This window comes from Amniculibacterium aquaticum, from assembly GCF_003852705.1.
Taxonomy (GTDB): domain Bacteria; phylum Bacteroidota; class Bacteroidia; order Flavobacteriales; family Weeksellaceae; genus Amniculibacterium; species Amniculibacterium aquaticum.
On the sequence record NZ_REFA01000001.1, the window covers coordinates 108,554 to 129,591 of the forward strand.

Here is a 21,038-nt window from a genome sequence, read left to right on the forward strand (position 1 = left end):
TTGGTGCAAAAACCAAGCCTTTTGTTGTATTTAAAACTTGGACTTGTAGTCCTCAATTCTTTTGTCGGTTGCAAAATTTCCTTTCTCTATTTTTTCTTTCGAATACAAACGGTAGTCGTTTTCGGTCTTTTCCAAAAGATAATCGTAAGGACCCACCGATGAAATTAATTTTATCAGCACCGGCGAAATCTCCAAAGTGATGAAGAGTCCCATGATGAACATTGCAGCTACAGCCATGATTTTTGAGTTTTTGCCCAACTCGTCCAAAGCTTGCAGTCGAGCTGCAAAACCGTTGAAGCGATCTTCAGTTTTGTCGGTTTTCGTCCTTTCGGTTTCAATGTTGGTATAGACTTTCGATATTTCTTTGTCCAAATATTCCAATCGAGGAGCCGTTTGTTTTTGATAATTTTCGAGATCTTGTTTTCTTTTTTCTTTCAGTTCTTCCTTTCTTTTGGCATTGGATCCATAACCGATTTTACCAGAAGTAAGCCCTGTTTTTGTACCTAAAATTTCTTTTTCCAGTTCTACAGCTGCAGAGTCGTACGACTTTTGATAATCCGCTACTTTTTGTTGAATTTGTTTTTTTTCGGTTTCAAAAGGTCCGGATTGTTGCAGGATTCTTCCATTCATCTCGGTTTGCAACTGTTTCTTATTCCTTTCGATGATGGTGTTGAGCTGTTTGTTAATTTCCTTTTCAAAAATTTTTAACTCCAGAGGTTTAGAAATTACGATTCCTAGAAATCCCGCCAATATAAATCTCGGGATGGTCATCAGTATTTGATTCCAGAAACTTCCTGTTTTTTTGATGGACGAAACAATGTACCGATCCAGATTAAAAATCATTAAACCCCAAAGAAGGGCAAAGCCAAGGGAAATCCATAAGTCATCGAAAATGGTGAAAATGGCATAAAAAGAGGAGAGTGCTGCAAATACCGCTGTGAACAGGACGATGCCGCCAATTCCGGCAAACTTGTTCCATTCGCTGGGTGTTTTCTTTAAAATATGGATATTGCCACCGGAACAGATCAAAAGACTGTGCTGAAACCAATTCATCCGATTTTGTGTTTTGTTGGTGTTGCTTTTCATGGCTTGCTTTTAGGTTGATGATTTTTAGTCTTGCATAAATTAGACCAAAGTAAAGTGCGGTACTATGTTTTACCATGTACAGCGGTGAATTATATGTAAATTATTGAGGATCAGTTGTTAAAATTTTGAATTGATTGTTATGAACCCCTCGCGTATCCATAAACAATAAGAATTGAGTAGAAAGCATAAATTCAAAAGAGAAAGGCGGAGCAAATTTTATTAGTTTTGCTACTTCACCCGATCGGGGTTGTCTTTCAAAAAGCTTTCCCAACCGGTATATTTTTTATCCGTCAGCGTGTTGGACAAATTGAAATGGTGGCAAACCGCCACCGCCAAGCCGTCGGAAGCATCCAAATATTTTGTGGGAAATTCTTTCAGATTCAGAAGGTTTTTCAGCATTCCCGCAACTTGCTCTTTACTGGCATTTCCGTTGCCGGTAATGGCCATTTTTATTTTCTTTGGCGAGTATTCGGTTATTGGGACATCGCGATACAAGCTGGCCGCCATAGCAACTCCCTGTGCACGGCCCAACTTTAACATCGACTGGACATTTTTGCCGAAAAAGGGCGCCTCCAAAGCCACTTCATCCGGGTGGTACTCGTCGATTAATGCTAGGGTTTTATCAAAAATATATTTTAGCTTGGTTTCGTGATTGGGGTATTTTTTCAAAATCAATTCGTGGATGGATACCAGATCCATTTTATTTTTTTTTACAGAAATTATCCCAAAACCCATTACGGTTGTCCCGGGGTCTATGCCCAATATTATTCTCTCTACCTCCATGGATACAATCAAAAATTACTGTCTCAGCGATTTGCTTTCCTTGAAACTGGCTATAAGATAGTATGCCACAAAAACGGTGGAAAATTTGATGATCGCCGGTACGGCCAATACAAAATCAAAAAGGATCAATCCGATCGTTACCAAAAGACCTATTCCTATGAAAGATATTCCTAATTTTTTTGACAAAGGCCATTCGGGGTGATCAACAAAATAGGACAATCCCCAACCCAATCCGAAAGCAGCGCCATAATACAAGTCCAAAAGCCACCCTTGGCTTCCAAAATAATAAAAATTGAGCATGAAACTGCCCACCGTCCCAATGATGAAAAACAATATCGCTTTTTGCATTATTCTAAATTTTTACAAATTTACCCAAATATTCAAGTTAAAGTCATGCGCAAAGCATAATTTGTTGTTTTAATAAAAAGAAAGTTATCGCTAATGTATTGATATGCAGTGAGTAGCATCCGATTAAATATTATTTTTTAAATAATTATATTTGGCAAATTCTCAATTTTATAATATCATTTATGGAAACTACAAAATACGATCCTAAAAATAAAGTGAGAGTGGTAACTGCCGCTGCACTTTTCGACGGTCACGATGCCGCCATCAACATCATGAGAAGAATGGTGCAAGCTACAGGTTGCGAAGTCATCCACTTGGGGCACGATAAGTCTGCCGAAGAAGTGGTGAATACCGCCATCCAAGAAGATGCCAACGCCATTGCTCTAACTTCTTATCAAGGGGGACACAACGAATATTTTAAATACATCTACGATCTTTTAAAAGAAAGAAACTCGTCACAAATAAAAATCTTCGGCGGTGGAGGCGGAGTAATCCTACCGGAAGAAATCAGAGACTTGATGGATTACGGGATTGATAGAATTTATTCTCCCGACGATGGTAGAGAACTCGGCCTGCAAGGCATGATCAACGATTTGGTGCAAAAATCCGATTTTGCAACAGGAGAATCAATTTCTGTAGCCGACTTGGATGCCATTTCTTTTGACAATGCCAAATCCATTTCCCAAGTCATTTCTGCAGTTGAAAATTTTTCCGAAGAAAAACCGGAATTGGTTGCCGCATTAAAAGAAAAAACAAAAAATTCCAAAATCCCAATCATCGGAATTACCGGTACGGGTGGCGCAGGAAAATCGTCACTAACCGATGAGGTCGTAAGAAGATTTTTAAGATCCAATCCGGATAAGAATATTGCCATTATTTCTGTAGATCCATCCAAAAAGAAAACCGGTGGAGCCTTGTTGGGCGACAGAATCCGCATGAACTCCATCAACGATGCAAGGGTCTATATGCGCTCTATGGCAACCAGAGAGAATAATGTTTCGGTATCGCCACACATTCATTCGGCTTTGGATGTTTTAAAATTGGCACATCCGGACATCATTATTTTAGAAACTTCCGGTATTGGACAAAGCGGTTCGGAAATTACCGAAATTGCCGATGTCTCTGTTTATGTAATGACTCCGGAATACGGTGCATCTACCCAATTGGAAAAAATCGACATGTTGGATTATGCCGATCTTGTTGTGCTGAACAAGTCCGACAAAAGAGGTGCCCTAGATGCATTGCAAGCAGTGAGGAAACAATTCCAAAGAAATCATACTTTGTTTGATAAAAAGTTGGATGAGATGCCGGTCTTTGCAACCAAAGCTTCGCAGTTCAACGATTGGGGGACAACGGATATGTACAATTCTTTGGTGGTGAAAATTAACGAGACCATCAAGGCGAAATATGGAGATGATGCCGTGTCTTTTGGCGAATATGTTGAACAAAATGTGTCGGACGACTCAACCATTATCCCACCAAAAAGGGTGAGATACCTTTCTGAAATTGTAGAAAATAACCGTATCTACGATGCAGAGGTGGAGAACCAAGCGCTAATCGCTAAGAAAATGTATTTGATCGATGGGGCTAAAGTCTTGATCGATGACGACTTGCCAACTCAAGAAAAATTAGAAAAAGTTTTCATCAAAACCAAAAAAGATCTTTCAGAAGAAAATACAGCTTTCCTAAAAGGTTGGAAAAACTTTAAAGAAGAAATGTCCGGAGACGCATACTCTTATTTTGTGAGAGGAAAAGAGATTAAGGTTGAAACCAAATACGAATCGCTTTCGCACCTGAAAATTCCTAAAATTTCCTTGCCAAAATTCCAAGATTGGGGAGACCTTATCCGTTGGAAAGGGCAAGAAAATGTTCCGGGTCAATTTCCATTTACCGCAGGAATTTACCCCTTCAAAAGAACGGGCGAAGATCCTACAAGGATGTTTGCCGGAGAAGGTGGACCGGAAAGGACCAACCGTAGGTTCCATTATGTTTCTGCAGAAATGCCTGCCAAAAGACTTTCGACAGCATTTGACTCCGTAACTTTATACGGTCAAGATCCAGCTTTACCGCCGGATATCTATGGGAAAATTGGTAATGCCGGAGTGTCCATCGCAACGATAGACGATGCCAAAAAATTGTATTCCGGTTTTGATTTGGTAAATGCGCTTACTTCGGTTTCCATGACCATTAACGGACCGGCTCCCATGTTGTTGGCATTTTTCATGAATGCTGCTATTGATCAAAATGTCGAAAAATACATAGCTCAAGCTGAAAATAAAGCCGAATTAGAAGCGAAGATTGAAGCCAAACTTAAAGAAAAATACGACGACAAAGGTCTGAAAAGACCGGTGTACAACGGAGAGCTTCCTGCATCCAACAACGGATTGGGTCTTAAATTGTTAGGATTGACCGGTAACGAAATCTTGGATGAAGAAACCTACAACCAAATAAAATATCAAACCATAGCAACGGTTAGGGGTACGGTTCAAGCCGATATTCTAAAGGAGGACCAAGCTCAGAATACTTGTATTTTTTCCACAGAATTTGCCCTTCGTTTGATGGGGGATGTTCAGCAATATTTTATCGAGAATAAAGTGAGAAACTTCTACTCGGTTTCCATTTCCGGTTACCACATTGCCGAGGCAGGTGCTAACCCGATTTCTCAATTGGCATTTACTTTGGCAAACGGATTTACCTATGTCGAATATTATTTAGCCAGAGGGATGGACATTAACGATTTTGCACCGAACTTGTCCTTTTTCTTCTCCAACGGAATTGATCCGGAATATGCCGTAATCGGAAGGGTAGCAAGGAGAATTTGGGCAAAAGCCATGAAACTGAAATACGGAGCCGATGAAAGAAGTCAGATGCTGAAATACCACATTCAAACTTCAGGTCGATCCCTTCATGCTCAAGAAATTGATTTCAACGATATTAGAACGACCCTTCAGGCTTTGTATGCAATCTACGACAACTGTAACTCTTTGCATACCAATGCGTACGACGAGGCAATTACGACCCCAACCGAAGAATCGGTAAGAAGGGCGATGGCGATACAGTTGATCATCAACAAAGAATTGGGCTTGGCGAAAAATGAAAATCCTCTTCAAGGTTCCTTCATCATCGAAGAATTAACCAATTTGGTGGAAGAAGCGGTTTATGCAGAGTTTGATAGAATTACCGAAAGAGGCGGAGTTTTGGGAGCCATGGAAACCATGTATCAAAGATCCAAAATCCAAGAAGAATCTATGCATTACGAAATGCTGAAACATACCGGCGAATATCCGATTATTGGGGTGAATACTTTCTTAGGCAAAGATGGCTCTCCAACGGTGCTTCCGGGAGAAGTTATCCGATCTACAGAAGAGGAAAAACAACAGCAAATCGAGAGTTTGACCAATTTCCAACAGTCCAACGATGCACTGACAACCCAATGGTTACGAGAATTGCAATTGGCAGCCATCAACCAAAAAAATCTTTTTGAAGTCATGATGGAAGCCGTGAAATTCTGTTCTTTAGGACAAATTACCAACGCACTTTTCGAAGTAGGAGGTAAGTACAGAAGAAATATGTAATTTCTAAAAATGTATAAATAACTGAGAGGGACAATTTTGTTGTCCCTTTTTTTGTTGACCCTTTTCTGAATTGGTTTTTTAGAATTTAGTTTCTAATTTTTGGATTCTAAATAATTCGGATTAAAAACAGTACATTTGTGAGATTTTTAATAGGTAAAACAATTCTGAACCATGAGCGATCACAAGCAACATAAGGTAAAAGTAGGTATTTCTGTAGGCGATTTCAATGGAATAGGCCCAGAAATTATCATGAAAGCATTGAAGGATAAAGAGATTACAGATTTCTTCACACCCGTAATCTTTGCTTCAGGAAAATTGTTTACCTACCAAAAGAATATTTTCAAACTCAACCTGAATTTTCATTATATTACCGAAGCTGGACAGGCCCAACATGGAAAACTGAATATGGTGAACTTGTGGAAGGACAATGTGAATGTGGATCTGGGAAAACCTACCGAAGAATCGACCAGAATGGCGATAGATTCTTTAGAAGCGGCCACTACAGCCTTAATGAACGGCGATATTGATGTATTGGTAACGGCGCCCATCAATAAAGATGAAATGATGAAGAACGGCTTCAAACATGCCGGACATACGGGTTTTCTGGAAGAGAAATTTGGAAAAAAAGGCTTGATGTTTTTGGTGACCGACGATCTGAAAGTAGCCGTTTCTACACACCACATCCCACTGTCTGAAGTGGCAGGAAATATCACCAAAGAAAAAATTAAGAAACAAGTTAAAGAACTTAACCGCTGTTTAATTGAAGATTTCTGCATACAAAAACCCAAAATCGCACTCTTGGGACTCAATCCACATGCTGGAGATGGCGGGGTAATTGGGAAAGAAGAGATAGAAGTGATAGAGCCGGCAATCAAAGAATTGTTCGAATCGGGAATTATGGCTTTTGGTCCCTATCCTGCAGACAGTTTCTTTCAGCCTGAAAAATATAAAAATTTCGATGCTGTTTTGGCCATGTATCACGATCAGGGTTTGGCTCCTTTCAAAACCTTAGCCTACAAAGAAGGTGTTAATTATACCGCCGGGTTGCCTTTCGTAAGAACTTCTCCGGATCATGGTGTGGCGTATGACATTGCCGGAAAAAATTTGGCCGATGAACAAAGTTTTTTGGAGGCTGTCTTTACCGGGATTTCTATTTTTAATAACAGAAAAGAATATCAAGACTTGTCCGAAGGACGATTGAGGGTGAAGAAAAACCAACAAGATTCCGGTGTTGATGAGGATTTGTCGGCATTGGATAAGTAACAGTTCAACAAGGATTAAACCTTTTGCTGTAAGGTAAGGTTTATTTCTTAGATAAAAAATATTAAAACATTTGTTAAATTAAAAAAAAAGCGTAATTTTGCGCACTCATTTTATGGACAAATTAAGAAACTATGAGGTGAGCTTTTCCGGGTTGAAAGAAGGAAAACACAACTTTCAATTCCAGATAGGAACATCGTTCTTTGAACTTTTTGATACTGAACAAGAATTTACAAATCCAAAGATTGTAGCAGATGTGCTGTTGGATAAACATTCTACCTTTTTAGAATTTTGGGTGAAAACCTCAGGGACGGTAGAGCTGGTTTGTGATATATCAAACGAATCGTTTGATTGCCCAATAGAAAATGAAGCAAAATTTTTGGTGAAATTTGGAGAAGAATACGACGATAGCAACGAAGAGGTGATCACCATTCCTCAGCACGATTTTGCCTTCAATATTTCGCAAGTGGTTTACGAAAATGTAACCCTTGCCATTCCAATGAAGAAAATTTCTCCCAATCTGAGAGACGAAGATTTGGAAATTCTCAATAAGTTCAGTGTTAATGAAATTATAGAAGAAGAGCAACGAGAAGAAATAGATCCTCGTTGGGAAGCATTGAAACAGTTTAAAAATAAAAATTAAATAGTTTAAAAATATGATGAGATGATGAATCTCATCGCTCATCAATTAAAATTATTAGACATGGCACATCCAAAGAGAAGACAGTCATCTACAAGAAGAGACAAAAGAAGAACCCACTATAAGGCAGTGGCGCCACAATTGGCTAAAGATGCAACAACAGGTGAACTACACTTGTTCCACAGAGCGCATTGGCATGAAGGAAAACTTTACTACAAAGGTAAAGTAGTATTGGAAAAAGAGGTAGCATCTACTGAAGAGTAAGAAAAGCGGTAAAACCCTTTATTTATACAAAAACCACTCAAAATAATCATTTTTGAGTGGTTTTTTGTTGTTTTTTGTAAAAAAATGGTATCTTTGGGCATTAATAAAAACGACTATATGGACATTAAAGACATCCAAAACCTTATTAAATTTGTATCTAAAGCTGAAGTATCTGAAGTAAAATACAAAACCAAAGATTTTGAAATAACCATCAAAACTCCACTTGGTGGGAACGAAGTGAGCTATGTGCCACAACCGACCGTGTACCAAACAGCACCACAAGCTGTAGCGCCGGTTGCAGCAACTGCTCCAGCAGCACCTTCGGCAACTGCAGACGCAACTGCCGATGACAGTAAATTTGTGACGATTAAATCACCAATGATTGGTACTTTCTATAGAAAGCCGTCTCCAGACAAAGATGTTTTTGTAAATGTAGGTGATGAAGTTTCTTCAGGAAAAGTGGTTTGCGTTATCGAAGCGATGAAGCTATTCAACCAAATTGAATCTGAAGTATCTGGAAAAATTGTGAAAATTTTGGTAGATGATGCAACTCCTGTAGAGTACGATCAACCATTATTCTTAGTAGATCCATCATAGTAATTTTAGATTAAAGATTATAAATTTTAAATGAAGCTTTTTCGTTTAAAATAATTTAAAATTCAAAATTTATAATTTAAAATTTCTAATTGATGTTCAAAAAAATATTAATAGCCAATCGTGGCGAAATTGCAATGCGTATCCTTCGTACTTGCAAGGAAATGGGAATAAAAACAGTTGCGGTTTACTCAACAGCAGATAAAGATTCTTTACATGTAAGATTTGCAGATGAAGCAGTTTGTATCGGACCTGCAATGAGCAAAGACTCGTATCTTAAAATTCCTAATATCATTTCTGCGGCAGAAATTACCAATGCCGATGCCATCCACCCGGGTTACGGTTTCTTGTCAGAAAATTCTAATTTCTCTAGAATTTGTCAGAAAAACGGAATAAAATTTATTGGAGCAACGCCAGAGCAAATTGAAAGAATGGGCGATAAGGCAAACGCTAAGGCAACCATGAAAGAAGCTGGTGTGCCATGTGTACCGGGTTCTGATGGGTTGTTGGAGTCGTATGAAGATGCTCTTCAGACTGCTGAAAAGGTAGGATATCCTGTGATGATAAAAGCAACTGCCGGTGGTGGTGGTAAAGGGATGCGTGCCGTTTGGAAAGCAGAAGACCTAAAAGATCATTGGGAGTCGGCAATCCAAGAAGCTGTTGCCGCATTTGGAAACGGCGGCATGTACATGGAAAAACTGATTGAAGAGCCAAGACATATCGAAATTCAAGTTGCTGGAGACCAATTTGGTAAAGCGTGTCACCTTTCCGAAAGAGATTGCTCTGTACAAAGAAGAAATCAAAAACTTACCGAAGAAACTCCTTCACCTTTCATGACGGATGAATTGCGTGAGAAAATGGGGGCAGCTGCTGTAAAAGCTGCTGAATTTATTGGGTACGAAGGTGTTGGGACTATCGAATTCTTGGTAGATAAGCATAGAAATTTCTATTTCATGGAAATGAATACCAGAATCCAAGTAGAGCATCCAATTACGGAACAAGTGGTGGATTATGATTTGATTCGTGAGCAGATTTTATTGGCTGCCGGACATCCTATTTCTGGAAAAAATTATTATCCAAAATTGCATTCTATCGAGTGTAGAATCAATGCAGAAGATCCGTATGCCGATTTCCGTCCAAGCCCAGGGAAAATCACCAACCTGAACATTCCCGGAGGTCACGGAGTTCGTGTAGATACGCATGTGTATTCAGGATATACAATTCCGTCCAATTACGATTCGATGATTGCAAAGTTGATTACAACGGCGCAAACTCGTGAAGAAGCCATTCTTAAAATGAGAAGAGCTTTGGAAGAATTTTATATTGAAGGAGTGAAAACGACCATTCCGTTCCACAGACAATTGATGGAAAATCCAGATTATCTGGACGGAAATTATACCACCAAGTTTATGGAGGACTTCCAAATGGATAGAAAATACGAAAATCATTAAGATATTTTAATGAATATATTTAACCGCCTTTGTTTTTAGGCGGTTTTTTTATTTATATTTTGAAGGAAATTTCACTAAATTTGTGCAAAATAAAACAAAAATGTCAGCAACAGAAACCCAACATACATCAGCCTATTTCATAGATTTAGAAAATAAATACGGAGCACACAATTACCACCCTCTTCCAGTTGTTTTGGAAAAAGGCGAAGGTGTTTTTGTTTGGGATGTCGAAGGGAAAAGATATTACGATTTTCTTTCGGCATATTCTGCAGTTAACCAAGGGCACTCACATCCAAAAATTGTGGAGGCCATGGTTGGTCAAGCACAAAAATTGTCATTAACTTCAAGAGCATTTTTCAATAATAAATTGGGCGAATACGAAAAGAAAATTACCGAAATGCTCGGTTTTGATAAAGTTCTCCCGATGAATTCTGGTGCCGAAGCGGTAGAAACGGCCGTAAAGCTAGCTAGAAAATGGAGCTACGAAGTGAAAGGGATCAACGAAAATGCCGCGAAAATTGTCGTTTGCGAAAATAATTTTCACGGAAGAACCACAACCATTGTATCTTTTTCCAACGACCCGGATGCCAATCAAAATTACGGGCCTTTCACTCCAGGATTTGAAAAAATTCCGTACAACGACCTTCCAGCTTTGGAAGAATTACTAAAAACAGATGCGCAAAATATTGCTGCTTTTTTAGCAGAACCCATTCAAGGTGAAGCCGGAGTCTATGTTCCGGATACCGGATATTTAAAGGATGCTGCCGAACTTTGTAAAAAGTACAATGTTCTTTTTATTGCCGATGAGGTACAAACAGGGATTGCCAGAACAGGAAAGATGATTGCTTGTCATCATGAAAATGTACAACCCGATATCTTGGTTTTAGGAAAAGCACTTTCGGGTGGGATGTATCCGGTGTCGGCCGTCTTGGCAAATGACGAAATCATGAATGTGATAAAACCGGGACAGCACGGATCTACATTCGGAGGAAATCCTTTGGCTTGTGCAGTTGCAATCGCAGCCTTGGATGTTGTGGTTGATGAAAACTTGGCAGAAAACGCAGAGGTTTTAGGTCAGAAATTCAGATCTGAAATTGAAAAATTAATTTCAGAAACCAACCTGATCACCAAAGTTCGTGGCAAAGGTCTGCTGAATGCCATTCTCATCAACGATACGCCAGAAAGCACTACTGCTTGGGAAATTTGCTTGAAACTAAGAGACAACGGACTGCTTGCAAAACCTACACACGGAAATATCATTCGTTTTGCTCCGCCATTGGTGATGACCGAGGAGCAATTGATGGATTGTATCGCTATTATTAGGAAAACGATTTTAGAATATCAAGCTTAAAATAGATTTTTGGAAAAGGTTAGTGGATTAATAATTACCTTCAACGAAGAAAAAAATATTCGTGAAGTGCTTTGTTGTTTTGATTTTTGTGATGAAATAATTATCGTAGATTCTTATAGTACAGATCAAACGATGAGCATTGCTCAGTCTTTTCCAAAGGTAAAAGTCTTTCAAAATAAATTCGAAGATTTTACAAAACAAAGAAACTTCGCATTGGATAATGCAACGAACGATTGGGTGCTTTTTTTGGATGGCGACGAGAGGATCACACCGGATCTGAAAAGCGAAATTGTGGAAGAGTTAGGGAAAGAGAATAAAAAAGATGCGTATTATTTTTACAGAAAATTCTTTTTTTGTGGAAAACCCATTCATTTCTCTGGGACACAAACCGATAAAAATTTTAGATTGTTTAGAAAATCTAAAACGAGATACAAAGCCGATAAAAAAGTGCACGAAACGCTTGAGGTAGGTGGGACAATTGGAGAATTAAAAAATAAACTTTTGCATTTTTCGGTCACGGATTATTCTTCGTACAAAAAGAAAATGATGCATTATGGAGAACTGAAAGGCAAGGAGTTGGCAATGAAAGGGAAAAAGTACAGTTTCATGACTCATTGGTTAAAAACGATCTTTAAATTCTTTAAAACATACATCCTTCGATTGGGGATTTTGGATGGTGTAGAAGGATTTCAACTCTCTTATTTGCAAACTTTAAGCGTTTTTGTAACTTACCAATCTTTAAAAAGAAATACTAAAGCATGAAAATCTGTGTGGTAAGTTTTGATTTCTGGGATTACGATCACTACATCGTGAAAGCCTTATCAAAAAAAGGCGTTGAGTCTCATCATATAAAGATTGGAGCTGTTTCTCATGCAGGACTACAAGAAAAAGTGCTTAATGCTTTGTCAAAAGTGGTTTTGAAGAAAAATTTAAAACACGAAAAAAGACAAAAATATGTAATCAGTTCCTTGGAAAAATTAGGTTTTCAAGATCAAATATTGGTGCTCAATCCTGATGTTTTTACGCACGAAACCTTAGCGTACATTCGCTCTAAAACCAATAGATTGATAACTTTTTTGTACGATAATCTCCAACGATTTCCGGTTCAAGACAAACTGCATTTTTTTGATAAAGTGTTCTCTTTTGATGATGCAGATGTTCAAAAATATGGCTTTGAAAAACTGTGCAATTATAATTATCTAGACCTTCAGCCTCAAGCGGAAAACTCCTCGGACTTGGATCTTTTTTATGTCACTTCTTACGACAAAAGTAGAAATAAAATCATATATCCTCTGGTGCGTAAGTTGTTGCAAATCAATTCTGTATTTCAGATTGTGGTCGTAGGTAAAAAAGCTTGGGTGCCGAAGTTGAAATATTCTATTAATCCTCAAAAAAGCAGAGTTCCGGTCATTTTTAAAAGAAAAGCAATAGGTACCGGCATTATTCTCGACTTTTATAAAAGGACAAAATCCATTCTGGACTTAATGAGGTCTGGACAAACAGGTCTCAGTTTCAGGGTATTCGAGGCCATGGCTTTTGAGAAAAAAATAATTACCAACAATCCAACGATCAAGAATTACGATTTTTATAATCCAAAAAATATTTTGATTCTTAACGAAGATTTTTCTAACTTAACTCCTGAATTTTTCAATTCACCTTATGAAAAAATTCCAGAAGATATTTACCAAAAATATACACTGGACAGTTGGGTGAATTATGTATTTGATTTAAAAAAATAAACCCTGAAACATTTACTTATTTTCACAAAAGAATACCATCATCCTAAGATTTCACAATCCGGAGGGACGGGTGTTTTTTATAAAAATCTCGCAGAACATTTGGTGAGAAGAGGTTACCGAGTTACCGTTTTTGGGACATCAAAACATCCAATTGAGTTTTCGGAAAACGGAATCGATTTCAAATTTGTAAAAGAGTATTTCAAAAAATATAAAGTTAAAGACCTTCTTCGCTCAATAACCGGAAAAATTTCTTTTCTATCGGAGGCTCATCTGCAGTTTTTTGTTGATGAAAAAAAATATATGGTGGATGAGTTGAATGCTTTTTTACACGATAAAAACATAAAACCCGATGTGATAGAAACGCATGATTGGGAAGGCGTTTCTCTGTTTTTGGACCGGTTGAATGTTCCTTATGTCGTTCGTTGTCATGGTTCTTGGACTGTTTTAGAAGGAGAGTTTGGTTACCAAAATGTAGCTGTAGGTAAAAAATATTGTGAGAAACTAGCGTTTCAAAAATCCAAAAATAACATTGTCATATCAGAGTTTTCTAAGAAAATTAATATAAAATATTTTGATATTAACTCTCCTTGTTTGATCTATAACGGGATAGATACCCAGTTTTTTAAGCCGGATATCGATACGGGAAAACTTCCGGGATCTGTTTTTTATTTTGGAAATACCTCTACAGAAAAAGGTGCCGATACCGCTCTGAAAGCGTTTAAAAAAATAAGAGAAGCCATCTCTTACGCAACCCTCCATTTTGTTGGTAATCCTCAGGATTTTCCATCAAGATTGTCGGAGTTTTTGGATGAAAAAGACCAGCCCTTCGTTGTGTTTCACGGGCAAAAAAGAGCGTATGAAATAAAAGAATTATTAGCAAAAGCTGAGCTCTTATTGTTTCCTTCCAAAGGAGAAAATTTTAGTTTATCTTTGTTGGAAGCAATGGGAATGGCTAAGGTTGTAGTTTGCAACGCTATCCCAGCATTTACAGAAATCATAAAAAATGGTGAAAATGGATTTGTCGCAAATAATGAAGAAGGTTTTGCTGCAACTGCAATACAATTGTTGCAAGATACAGAATTGCTGGATGCAATAGGACAACGAGCAAGAAAAACAGTGGTCAAGCATTTTGATGTGAATACTATGATTAACGAAACCATAAAATATTACAAAGAAATACATGGAGAATAATTATGACAAGCCATTTTTGATGGACTTTCCGAAAATAGGAAAACCCGAGTTGGGCTATATTTCTTTGGCAGAAAAAGAAAATCTTCCATTTGTTCCCAAAAGAATATATTGGACTTACTATACTCCGGAGGAGGTGGAAAGAGGCGGGCATTCTCACTATGATTTGCACCAGGTTTTGGTTGCAGTTGCAGGGAAGATCATCGTTACTACAGAATTGTTAAATGGCGATAAACAAGAATTTGTTTTGGAAAAACCCAATCAAGGACTTTTTATCCCCAAAATGTGCTGGAGAACCATGAAATACTCACACAATGCCGTGCAAATGTGTATTGCGAGCATCGAGTATGATGAGAAAGATTACATCCGCGATTATGATGAATTCCTAAGTAAAAAATAGGATGAAAAAACAAAAAGATCTGGATAAGTACCTGTCTTTTCAAAGAAAAAAATATTATTTCAAATCGTTTTTCAGAAAGGCAAAAAGATTGATAGTGGATTTTATACCACTTCAACAAATAGATACTGGATATTGTTCGGAAAGACACACGCTAAGGGCACAAGAAGCCTCATCCGTGTTTTGTCCAAAAGATTTTAAGTCAGACATCGTCGAAAAACCCGTGTCTCTGCTTCCGGTAGAGGCGTTTTCACTTCGTGATGTGTATTTTTCTTTAGATTCTAATACCTTTCTCACAAAGAATTTGAAGACTGCTTATTATGAAGAAGTGGAGAAATTTTCTACCGAATATACACTGATGTACCATTCCAAAAATCTATTGTTTCATTCGGAAAAATTGGCGAAACTGAATAATTTACCGAAAATAGATTTGGGCAGAGAAGTTCTATTTTTAAGCGGTAATTTTTGTTTCAACTATTTTCATTTTCTAATCGAAATTCTTTCAAAAGTTGAGTTTTTAAAAAAGATACCCCACCACGAGCAACTCCTGGTGGTTACTCACCAAAAAGTGGAGGAAATTGAAAACATGAAAGTTTTGTTGTCTTTTTTCATCAAAGAAAATGAAATTCGCTTTTTATCTGAAGACCATTACTATACTGCACCAAAAGTTTGGCATATTTCTTACCCCAATGTTGCAGTACCCAACATCGGTGAAGGTGAGGAATATAAAGCTGAGTTTGCGAAATTTTCACCTCATTCCATCGATTATCTTCGGACGGTTTGTTTGTCTAATCTGGATATGAATGCCGTTAGAATAGATCCGATATCTAAAGTTTTTTTAGCTAGAAAATCTCAATTTAGAAAGTACAACGAAGACGAGTTGTTGCAAGTGGCAGAAAAGTACGGTTTTCAAGCGGTTTATTTAGAAGACCTTAATATTCATGAACAAATGTACCTGATGCAAAATGCAGATTGTATAATCGGACCCAGCGGAGCTGCTTGGACCAATGTACTGTTTGCTCAACCCGGCAAAACAAAAGGATTGCTTTGGTTGGCCAATGTGTGGAAGGAATTTTCTATATTCTCAACTTTAGCCGAATTCTCAGGCTTTGATTTGTACCATTGGCGTTTTGGAGATGAAAGTTTAGGCTTTCATGAAGATTATGTTTTGGATACAAATGAATTTGAACTTCAATTGAATCGATTATTGGCTTTATAAGGTGATTTAATTTTAAAAAATAATAGTATTTTTGTTGCTTATTCACGAAATAATACAACAAGAAAATATGGAAATTAAATTCCTTGACCTTCAGAAAATAAACCTTCAACATCAAGAAGAAATTGAAAACCAAATAGTAGAAACTTTCCGTAGCGGTTGGTATCTTTTGGGTGATAAAACCAAAACTTTTGAAAAAAATCTTGCCGAATACATCGGTGCAAAACATGTAATTGGTGTTGCCAACGGTTTGGATGCGCTTCGTTTGATCATTCGTGGTTATTTAGAATTGGGAATTTTCCAAAAAAATGACGAAATCATTGTCCCTGCCAATACCTACATTGCTTCGCTTTTGGCCATTTCGGACAACCAATTGATTCCGGTTTTGGTCGAGCCTAATCCAGAGAATCATAACATTGATGTGGATAAAATAGAAGCCGCCATCACCCCAAAAACCAAAGCCATAATGACGGTTCATTTGTACGGTCAGGTTTCCTACAACGAGCAACTAAAAGAGATTGCAGAAAAACACAATCTGAAAATTATCGAGGACAATGCACAAGCAATCGGAGCTGAATGCAAAGGCATAAAAACCGGTAATTTGGGTGATGCATCGGGGTTTTCTTTTTATCCCGGAAAAAACTTGGGAGCCTTAGGCGATGGTGGTGCAGTATCAACCAGCGACGATGTTTTGGCAGCAACCATTAGAGCTTTGGCAAATTACGGATCTACAAAAAAATATGTGAATGATTATCTGGGGCTTAACTCTAGATTGGATGAAATACAAGCTGCCATTTTAGATGCTAAACTAAAATATTTGGACCTGGACAATCAAAAAAGAAGAGAGATTGCCAAAAGATATTCATCTGAAATTTCCAATCCAAAAATTGAACTTCCAACTCTTCCTCAAAATGAAAAATCTCATGTTTGGCATCTTTTTGTAGTGAAAACCAAAGATAGAGAGGCTCTACAAAAACATTTGGAAGCTCATGCTATTCAATCCATCATCCATTACCCAATCCCACCTCACAAGCAAACTTGTTACTCGGAGTTGAACGGTTTGACTTTCCCGATCACGGAAAATCTTTGTCAAGAAGTTCTGAGTATTCCTATTTCACAAGTTATGACAGAGGAAGAAGTTTCTTTCGTAATCCAAGCTCTTAATCAGTTTTAATGCACAACAATCTTCCCTTAGTTAGTGTATTAATTCTGACAATGAATCATGAGAGATTCATTCAACAAGCTTGTGCATCGGCTTTGGCGCAGACCTATCCCAATTTGGAAATTATTTTGTTGGATAACTTGTCAGAAGACAAAACCTTTCAATTGGCAAAAGAATGCCTTTCTGATACCCATAGAAAAACGGAAGTTTACCAAAATGCCGAACCGTTGGGTGTTGCCAAAAATCTCAATTTCTTGTTGTCCAAGGCTTCGGGGAAATACATTGGGATTCTTTCCGGTGATGATTGGTGGGACGAAAAGATGATCGCCGAAAAAGTGAAATTTTTAGAAGAGTCCAATTGTGATTTCGCTTTGTCTGATGGATACAAATTTATACAAGAAACTGCTGAGACTGTACCGGCGTATTCTGGAAAAGACAAAGAAAAAGTACAAAACATGTTGGCCGATTTTTTTCTGAAAAATGTTACAGAAAATAGAACGGTGAATGTGGGGACTTTTGCAAAAAAAAACATCCTCGATCTCCATCCTTTTGATGAAAATATACAGACAGAAGATTGGGACATGAATTTGCGCTTGACTCGTTTGGGATACAAATTGGGTTTTTTAGATCAAAAATTATTCTATTACAGGGTTTTGGATAACAGTTTGTCCAGAAACTGGAAAGCAATGTCGGATTCCTACAAAAAAGTAACCGATAAATATCTAGATGTCATACACTCCGACCCGGATTTGGCGAAAGACTACAAACAGCATTTGTTGAAATTTCAATATGAAATTTTACTTTCAGAAACCCAAGACAAGCAAAAAAGAAAATCTCTGAAAAAAGAATGGAAGAAAGAAAAGTATAAAATAAAATATACGCAGCCGTTGTTGTTTTTCAAATTACTTTTGCTTCATTTCAAATAAAAAAAAGGTTGCTCAACTATGGGCAACCTTCTTATTCTTATTCTTATTATTTCAGAATGGATTAATTTCTGTCGTAATCGTCTTCCAACCTCACAATATCATCTTCCCCGAAATAAGTACCCGTTTGTACTTCTATAAAAACAACGGGCTTGTCAGAAAGATTCATCATTCTGTGTTTTGCACCCAATGGGATAAAGATGCTTTCGCCGTAGTTCAAGGCAATTTCTTTTCCATCCAATACAACGGTTGCATTTCCTTCGATAACCGTCCATTGTTCTTGTCTTTTGTGGTGGTATTGATACGATAGTTTTTGTCCCGGATTTACTTCAATTCTTTTTAATTTATAATGAGGTTCATCGGCCAATACAAAGTATTTTCCCCAAGGTCTTTCTCCTATTTCTAACATGGTTTTTTATTTTAATGCAAAAATAGTGATTTATTGAAAGCAAAAAGAACCTCATTTTTCATTAAATTTGCCGATTAAAATTTATAAAATGAGCAAAGTAAGAGTGCGATTTGCACCCAGTCCAACAGGACCATTGCATTTAGGAGGAGCCAGAACGGCTCTTTACGATTATCTTTTTGCTAAAAATAAAGGCGGAGATTTTGTACTTAGGATAGAAGATACCGATACGACCAGATATGTAGATGGTGCAGAAGAGTACATTATGGAAGCCATGGAATGGTTCGGAATTGTTCCGGACGAAAGTCCAAAACACGGTGGACCTTATGGGCCGTACAGACAAAGCGAAAGAAGAGATATCTACGATCGTTATACCGAACAAATCCTAAAAACGGATTATGCGTACATCGCATTTGATACTCCTGAAGAATTGGACGCCATCCGTGCGGAATACGAAGCGAAAGGCGAAGTTTTCTCTTATGACAATAAAACCAGAAGTGCTCTTAGAAACAGCATTTCGCTATCAGAAGCTGAGGTGCAAGAATTGTTAGAGTCGAAAACTCCATTCGTAGTGAGATTCAAGATGCCTTTTGATAGAGTACTCAATCTGGAAGACATCATTCGTGGAAAATTTTCTGTAAATACCAATACTTTGGACGATAAAGTCTTGGTGAAAAATGACGGAATGCCAACCTATCATTTTGCCAACATTATCGATGATCACGAAATGAAAATCTCGCATGTTATCCGCGGCGAAGAGTGGTTGCCGTCCATGGGACTTCATGTTTTGTTGTATGAAGCCATGGGTTGGGAGGCACCGGAATTTGCACACCTTTCTCTCATCCTAAAACCTGAAGGAAAAGGAAAACTAAGCAAAAGAGACGGGGACAAATTCGGATTCCCGGTTTTCCCACTAGATTTTAAAGATCCGCAAACGGGTGTGGTTTCTAACGGGTATAGAGAACAAGGGTATTTGCCCGAAGCTTTTGCTAATTTCTTGGCTTTGTTAGGCTGGAGTCCTGCCGATGACAAAGAAATTTTATCATTGGACGACATGGCAAAAGAATTTGATCTGAACAAAGTGCACAAAGCCGGAGCTCGTTTTTCCAAAGAAAAAGCAGAATGGTTCAACCATCAATACCTTCAGCAGAAATCCAATGACGAATTGGTGTCCTTGTTGAAAGCTTCTGTTCCGGAATTGTCCAATCATGATGAGGATAAATTAAATAGAATCGTTCAGTTGATGAAAGAACGAGCTACCTTCCCGAAAGACATTTTCGAAATGGGTAAATTTTTCTTTGTTGCACCAACTTCCTACGACGAAAAAGCTCTGAAAAAAGCATGGAATGAAGATACCCCAGCTGTTTTGACAGAGTTTGCCGATAAAATTTCGATTTTAGAAAAATTTGATGCTGAAAACATCAAAGAAAGCTTACATCAATTGGCCGAATCCAAAGGACTGGGCATGGGGAAAGTTATGATGCCGCTTCGATTGACTCTGGTGGGCGAATTAAAAGGTCCGGATGTCCCAGATATTATTGAAATACTTGGAAAAGAAGAGAGTACGAACAGAATCTTAAATGCTGTAAAGAATATTAACTAAGATTGGGATAATTTTTTTACATTTGAGGATTAAAATTCTAACAACAAAATGGAATACTTAAGTTTCGAAAAACCAATTGAAGAATTGATGGAACAATACCAAACTTGTTCATTGGTGGGAGAAGATGCCGGTGTAGATGTAAAGCTTGCCTGCAGCCAAATTGAAGATAAAATAATTGAAAAGAAAAAAGAAATCTACGGAAACCTAACCCCATGGGAAAGGGTACAACTATCAAGACATCCGGACAGACCCTATACACTTGACTTTATAGCCGGTATTGTCGATAAAGATTCGTTCTTGGAAATGCACGGAGATAGAAATTTTGCCGACGATCCTGCAATGATTGGTGGTATGGCAAAAATCGATGGACAAAGCGTAATGATCATCGGTACCCAAAAAGGAAGAACGACCAAAGAAAGACAACTCCGTCGTTTTGGTATGTCCAACCCCGAAGGCTATAGAAAAGCTTTGCGATTGATGAAGTTGGCAGAAAAATTTAACATTCCTGTAGTAACTTTAATCGATACACCAGGGGCTTATCCAGGTCTAGAGGCAGAAGAAAGAGGACAAGGTGAAGCCATTGCAAGAAATATTTTTGAAATGACCATGCTGAAAACTCCAATTTTCTGCTATGTAATTGGTGAAGGTGCCAGTGGTGGTGCTTTAGGAATTGGCGTTGGTAACAAAGTGTACATGTTGGAAAACACTTGGTACACCGTAATCGCACCAGAATCGTGCTCGTCAATCCTTTGGAGGAATTGGAATCATAAAGAAGATGCTGCCAATGCTTTGAAACTGACTCCAAAAGATGCTCTGAATGAAAAGTTTATCGATGGAATTATCGAAGAACCTCTTGGTGGAGCACACTACGAGCCGGAAGTGGCTTATGAAAATCTAAAACAATCCATACTACAAAACATCAAGGCTTTTTCTAAATTTACAGGAAAAGAATTGGAAGCTCAAAGGCAAGAGAAGTTTATTGCTATGGGAAAATTTAAAGGATAAAAATAATTTTAAAAATAGAAAGCTGTCATCTGTTGGCGGCTTTCATT

The 21,038-nt window shown here is 37.9% G+C and carries 20 protein-coding genes; 16 read left to right on the top strand and 4 right to left on the bottom strand.

Features of this window, described 5'->3' with window-relative positions:
- Window positions 1-30: 30 nt before the first annotated feature.
- From EIY84_RS00500 to EIY84_RS00510, 3 genes are all read right to left on the bottom strand, one after another.
- Entirely contained in the window at window positions 31-1,086 is a 1,056-nt protein-coding gene (locus EIY84_RS00500; RefSeq protein WP_124639395.1) for a DUF4407 domain-containing protein, read from the bottom strand.
- 228 nt (window positions 1,087-1,314) lie between these two features.
- Complete coding sequence (ruvC, locus tag EIY84_RS00505) at window positions 1,315-1,869, bottom strand: crossover junction endodeoxyribonuclease RuvC (RefSeq protein ID WP_124639397.1); 555 nt, start codon at window positions 1,867-1,869, stop codon at window positions 1,315-1,317.
- Window positions 1,870-1,884: 15 nt separating this feature from the next.
- Window positions 1,885-2,217 (bottom strand): hypothetical protein, encoded by a 333-nt coding sequence (locus EIY84_RS00510; protein WP_124639399.1) that lies wholly within the window; start codon window positions 2,215-2,217, stop codon window positions 1,885-1,887.
- 182 nt (window positions 2,218-2,399) lie between these two features.
- Here EIY84_RS00510 and EIY84_RS00515 point away from each other — a divergent pair, with 182 nt between their 5' ends.
- From EIY84_RS00515 to EIY84_RS00580, 14 genes are all read left to right on the top strand, one after another.
- Entirely contained in the window at window positions 2,400-5,792 is a 3,393-nt protein-coding gene (locus EIY84_RS00515; RefSeq protein ID WP_124639401.1) for a methylmalonyl-CoA mutase family protein, read from the top strand.
- Window positions 5,793-5,963: 171 nt separating this feature from the next.
- Complete coding sequence (gene pdxA, locus EIY84_RS00520; RefSeq protein WP_124639403.1) at window positions 5,964-7,055, top strand: 4-hydroxythreonine-4-phosphate dehydrogenase PdxA; 1,092 nt, start codon at window positions 5,964-5,966, stop codon at window positions 7,053-7,055.
- Window positions 7,056-7,167: 112 nt separating this feature from the next.
- Window positions 7,168-7,695 (top strand): YceD family protein, encoded by a 528-nt coding sequence (locus tag EIY84_RS00525; protein ID WP_124639406.1) that lies wholly within the window; start codon window positions 7,168-7,170, stop codon window positions 7,693-7,695.
- 60 nt (window positions 7,696-7,755) lie between these two features.
- Entirely contained in the window at window positions 7,756-7,956 is a 201-nt protein-coding gene (gene rpmF, locus EIY84_RS00530; RefSeq protein WP_124639733.1) for a 50S ribosomal protein L32, read from the top strand.
- A gap of 117 nt (window positions 7,957-8,073) precedes the next feature.
- Window positions 8,074-8,553, top strand: a complete 480-nt coding sequence (accB, locus tag EIY84_RS00535; RefSeq protein WP_124639408.1) for an acetyl-CoA carboxylase biotin carboxyl carrier protein — start codon at window positions 8,074-8,076, stop codon at window positions 8,551-8,553.
- A gap of 92 nt (window positions 8,554-8,645) precedes the next feature.
- Window positions 8,646-10,001, top strand: a complete 1,356-nt coding sequence (accC, locus tag EIY84_RS00540; RefSeq protein ID WP_124639410.1) for an acetyl-CoA carboxylase biotin carboxylase subunit — start codon at window positions 8,646-8,648, stop codon at window positions 9,999-10,001.
- A 100-nt stretch (window positions 10,002-10,101) separates the two neighbouring features.
- Window positions 10,102-11,352 (top strand): ornithine--oxo-acid transaminase, encoded by a 1,251-nt coding sequence (gene rocD / locus EIY84_RS00545; RefSeq protein ID WP_124639412.1) that lies wholly within the window; start codon window positions 10,102-10,104, stop codon window positions 11,350-11,352.
- Window positions 11,353-11,361: 9 nt separating this feature from the next.
- Window positions 11,362-12,114, top strand: a complete 753-nt coding sequence (locus EIY84_RS00550; protein WP_124639414.1) for a glycosyltransferase family 2 protein — start codon at window positions 11,362-11,364, stop codon at window positions 12,112-12,114.
- A complete protein-coding gene (locus EIY84_RS00555) occupies window positions 12,111-13,091 on the top strand; it encodes a CgeB family protein (RefSeq protein WP_124639416.1) in 981 nt (326 codons plus the stop codon). The genes EIY84_RS00550 and EIY84_RS00555 overlap by 4 nt, the downstream gene beginning before the upstream one ends.
- A gap of 48 nt (window positions 13,092-13,139) precedes the next feature.
- Window positions 13,140-14,282 carry a glycosyltransferase family 4 protein gene (locus tag EIY84_RS00560; RefSeq protein WP_262696896.1) on the top strand — a complete coding sequence of 381 codons (1,143 nt, stop codon included), beginning with the start codon at window positions 13,140-13,142 and terminating at the stop codon, window positions 14,280-14,282.
- The gene (locus EIY84_RS00565; protein ID WP_124639420.1) at window positions 14,272-14,679 is read left to right on the top strand and encodes a sugar 3,4-ketoisomerase; all 408 of its coding nucleotides are present in this window, start codon (window positions 14,272-14,274) and stop codon (window positions 14,677-14,679) included. The genes EIY84_RS00560 and EIY84_RS00565 overlap by 11 nt, the downstream gene beginning before the upstream one ends.
- Window position 14,680: 1 nt before the next feature.
- Complete coding sequence (locus EIY84_RS00570) at window positions 14,681-15,895, top strand: glycosyltransferase family 61 protein (RefSeq protein WP_124639422.1); 1,215 nt, start codon at window positions 14,681-14,683, stop codon at window positions 15,893-15,895.
- 67 nt (window positions 15,896-15,962) lie between these two features.
- Window positions 15,963-17,066, top strand: coding sequence for a DegT/DnrJ/EryC1/StrS family aminotransferase (locus EIY84_RS00575; RefSeq protein WP_124639424.1), 1,104 nt, complete (start codon window positions 15,963-15,965; stop codon window positions 17,064-17,066).
- Window positions 17,066-17,980 carry a glycosyltransferase family 2 protein gene (locus tag EIY84_RS00580; protein WP_124639426.1) on the top strand — a complete coding sequence of 305 codons (915 nt, stop codon included), beginning with the start codon at window positions 17,066-17,068 and terminating at the stop codon, window positions 17,978-17,980. The genes EIY84_RS00575 and EIY84_RS00580 overlap by 1 nt, the downstream gene beginning before the upstream one ends.
- A 61-nt stretch (window positions 17,981-18,041) precedes the next feature.
- Here the strand turns inward: EIY84_RS00580 and EIY84_RS00585 are convergent, their stop codons facing one another.
- Window positions 18,042-18,386 carry a phosphomannose isomerase type II C-terminal cupin domain gene (locus EIY84_RS00585; protein ID WP_124639428.1) on the bottom strand — a complete coding sequence of 115 codons (345 nt, stop codon included), beginning with the start codon at window positions 18,384-18,386 and terminating at the stop codon, window positions 18,042-18,044.
- 88 nt (window positions 18,387-18,474) lie between these two features.
- Here EIY84_RS00585 and gltX point away from each other — a divergent pair, with 88 nt between their 5' ends.
- Window positions 18,475-19,986: a glutamate--tRNA ligase gene (gene gltX, locus EIY84_RS00590; protein ID WP_124639431.1), complete on the top strand. Its 1,512-nt coding sequence runs from the start codon at window positions 18,475-18,477 to the stop codon at window positions 19,984-19,986.
- 48 nt (window positions 19,987-20,034) lie between these two features.
- Window positions 20,035-20,991, top strand: coding sequence for an acetyl-CoA carboxylase carboxyltransferase subunit alpha (locus EIY84_RS00595; RefSeq protein WP_124639433.1), 957 nt, complete (start codon window positions 20,035-20,037; stop codon window positions 20,989-20,991).
- Window positions 20,992-21,038: the final 47 nt, after the last annotated feature.